The organism is Nocardia rhizosphaerihabitans (genome assembly GCF_014646295.1).
Lineage (GTDB): Bacteria > Actinomycetota > Actinomycetes > Mycobacteriales > Mycobacteriaceae > Nocardia > Nocardia rhizosphaerihabitans.
In genome coordinates this window covers 1-2576 of sequence record NZ_BMNE01000002.1, presented here as the reverse complement: position 1 = coordinate 2576, position 2576 = coordinate 1, and the positions used below count along the sequence as shown (strand labels likewise).

The window sequence follows — 2576 nt, the reverse complement described above, 5'->3', positions numbered from 1 at the left end:
CCGATTCTCGTTCGTGCTAGCTCAGGGCGTGGTCGAGGTCGCCGAGGAGGTCTTCGATGTCTTCGAGGCCCACCGAGATGCGGACTACGCCGTCGGAGAGGCCGATGGAGGCTCGGCCTTCCGGGCCCATCGCGCGGTGGGTGGTGGTGGCGGGGTGGGTGATCAGGGTTTTCGCGTCGCCGAGGTTGTTGGAGATGTCGATGATGCGGAGGCGGTTCAAGACCTCGAAGGCCCGCTTCTTGCCGTCGTCGCCTGCCAGTTCGAAGGTGACGACGGTGCCGCCGCCGGACATCTGGGAGGTGGCGAGGGCGTGTTGCGGGTGGGATTCCAGGAAGGGGTACTTCACCCAGTTGACCGACTTGTTGGTCTCCAGGAACTGGGCGACCTTCAGGGCGGATTCGGTGGACTGGCGCACGCGCAGCGGCATCGTTTCCAGGCCCTTGAGCAGGGTCCAGGCGTTGAACGGGCTCAGGGCGGGGCCGGTGTGGCGCATCAGGTTCTTGACGGGGCCGTCGATGTAGTCCTGGGCGCCGAGGATGGCGCCGCCGAGGACGCGGCCCTGGCCGTCGATGTGCTTGGTGCCGGAGTAGACGACCACGTCGGCGCCGAGTTCGAAGCCGCGCTGCAGCAGCGGGGTGGCGAAGACGTTGTCCAGCACCACCTTCGCGCCCGCGGCGTGCGCGAGCTCGGTGACCTTGCGGACGTCGACGAGGGTCTGCATCGGGTTGGCCGGGGTCTCGAAGAACACGGCCTGGGTGGGTACCGAGAGCGCCTGCTCCCACTGCTCGAGGTCGTCACCGTCGACGAAGACGGTCTCGACACCCCAGCGCGGCAGGATCTCGTTGCACACCACGAAGCAGGAACCGAACAGGCTGCGCGCGGCGACAAGGCGATCGCCCGCCTTCAGCAGCGCGCCGAGCGCGGTGAACACCGCCGACATGCCCGAGGCGGTCGCGAACGCAGCCTCGGCGCCGTCGAGCAGCCGGATGCGCTCCTCGAACATGGCCACCGTCGGGTTGCCGTAGCGGGAGTAGACGAAGTGCTCGACCTCGCCGGTGAACGACGCTTCAGCGGCCTCGGCGCTCTCGTAGACGAAACCTGAGGTCAGGTACAGCGCCTCGGAGGTCTCCTCGAAGCCGGAGCGGCGCAGCCCGCCGCGGACGCCGAGGGTGGCGGGGCCGACGCCCTCGGGCAGTGGCTTGTCGAACGAACCACCGGTGATCATGCTGTTCTCCTTATGCCTGACGCCACGGCAGGCCGACCGCGCGCCAGCCGACGCTTCCGCGCTGCCCGAACGCGTCGGGGCCGCCCTCGAAGCCGTCCAGCACGTTGTAGGACGGGGTGATGCCCGCCGCGGTCGCCACGGTCGCCGCGCCGATGGAGCGCTGACCGGAGCGACACAGGAACACCACGGGCGCGTCGTCCGGCCGCCCGGCCAGCGCCTGCTCGAGCTCGGCGCCGAAGTTCGGATTGCGGGTTCCGGTGCCGTCGACCCATTCGATGAAGTGAGCCGGGCGCTCGATCGAGCTGGTATCGGGGATACCGATCTGTGCCCACTCGCCTTCGGTGCGCACGTCGACCAGCACCGCGCCGGGATGCTCGGTCAGGATCTCCCACGCCTTCTCAGGGGTGATGTCGCCGGCGTAAGTCATGTCGAAACCTCCTGCGTGAATCCGCTCTTGCCGTGGCGGTTGTCCGGCGCACGGCCAGGTCGTCACCCGGAGCACCCCACCGCGGAGGAGGGTTGCCGACCAGCGAGCCGGGGCTTGGCGCTGGTACTCATGACCTTGCGATCTGAGATTGCCCCGGCACAGGTCACCGTGTCAAACGCTTCACGGGGTGCAGACCAGCCATGCGCCGTCGACCCGGGTCAGGTTCCAGGTGCTGGTGGACGACTTGTCGCCGATCTGCACGGTGGCGTCGATCTTGGCCCGGTCGCCGTTGACGGTCGCCTTGTCGAAACCCTTCTTGTCGATCGTCACGGCCGATTTCGGGCCGCCGAGCCGTTCGGACAGGCCGGATTTCTCCTCGTCGAAGCCGGGGCAGGCGACACCGGGCGGCGGACGCAGCTCACTGCGCGAGCGCGCGTCGATATAGTTGGAGACGGCGGCCGTGAGCCGGTCGGCCTCTGTGACATTTTTCTCAGCGGGTGAGAGCAGCCCACCGAGCACGATGCCGATGAGCACGATCACCGCGATCACCGCGGCCGCTACGAACGGGACGACGGAACGCTTGTCGGTCTGATCCACCACGATGGGCTGGTCTTCCGAGCCTGATTGTTCCTCGTTCATGCTGTAATCCTGACAGACCCGGTGCGGCCAACCACACCGCGCGCCGGGTGGCCACAACGCCGCAGATAGAATCGCCTTCGAAGCGGCCTGCTGCCGAACGTCGAAGGCAGCTGCCAGCAGCCGGATCGTCAACTTAGCCTAAGCTAAATTGACGCCGTCAACAGTTCTCGACCAAAGGGTGCGCGTAGAAAATGACCGAACAGAGTGCAGCGACCCGCCCGCTCCGCATTGCGATCGTGGGCGCAGGACCGGCCGGTATCTACGCCGCCGACGCCTTGATGAAGT

The 2576-nt window shown here is 67.3% G+C and carries 3 protein-coding genes and 1 riboswitch; all 3 genes read right to left on the bottom strand.

The features are described 5' to 3' along the window. Nucleotides 1–16: 16 nt before the first annotated feature. The 3 genes from IEY60_RS06405 to IEY60_RS06395 all read right to left on the bottom strand — a co-directional run bounded on the left by IEY60_RS06405 (nucleotide 17) and on the right by IEY60_RS06395 (nucleotide 2423). Nucleotides 17–1225 (bottom strand): O-succinylhomoserine sulfhydrylase, encoded by a 1209-nt coding sequence (locus IEY60_RS06405; RefSeq protein ID WP_189025049.1) that lies wholly within the window; start codon nucleotides 1223–1225, stop codon nucleotides 17–19. 10 nt (nucleotides 1226–1235) lie between these two features. Further along, entirely contained in the window at nucleotides 1236–1652 is a 417-nt protein-coding gene (locus IEY60_RS06400; RefSeq protein WP_189025047.1) for a rhodanese-like domain-containing protein, read from the bottom strand. An 18-nt stretch (nucleotides 1653–1670) separates the two neighbouring features. After that, nucleotides 1671–1787, bottom strand: a riboswitch (SAM riboswitch). Nucleotides 1788–1832: 45 nt separating this feature from the next. Next, on the bottom strand, nucleotides 1833–2423 hold the full coding sequence (locus IEY60_RS06395) for an Rv0361 family membrane protein (protein WP_189025045.1): 591 nt from the start codon (nucleotides 2421–2423) through the stop codon (nucleotides 1833–1835). Nucleotides 2424–2576: the final 153 nt, after the last annotated feature.

What these genes read in the sequence shown, in the direction of transcription:
- IEY60_RS06405 (WP_189025049.1), bottom strand. Translation starts at nt 1,225, where the DNA reads ATGATCACCGGTGGTTCGTTCGACAAGCCACTGCCCGAGGGCGTCGGC.
- IEY60_RS06400 (WP_189025047.1), bottom strand. Translation starts at nt 1,652, where the DNA reads ATGACTTACGCCGGCGACATCACCCCTGAGAAGGCGTGGGAGATCCTG.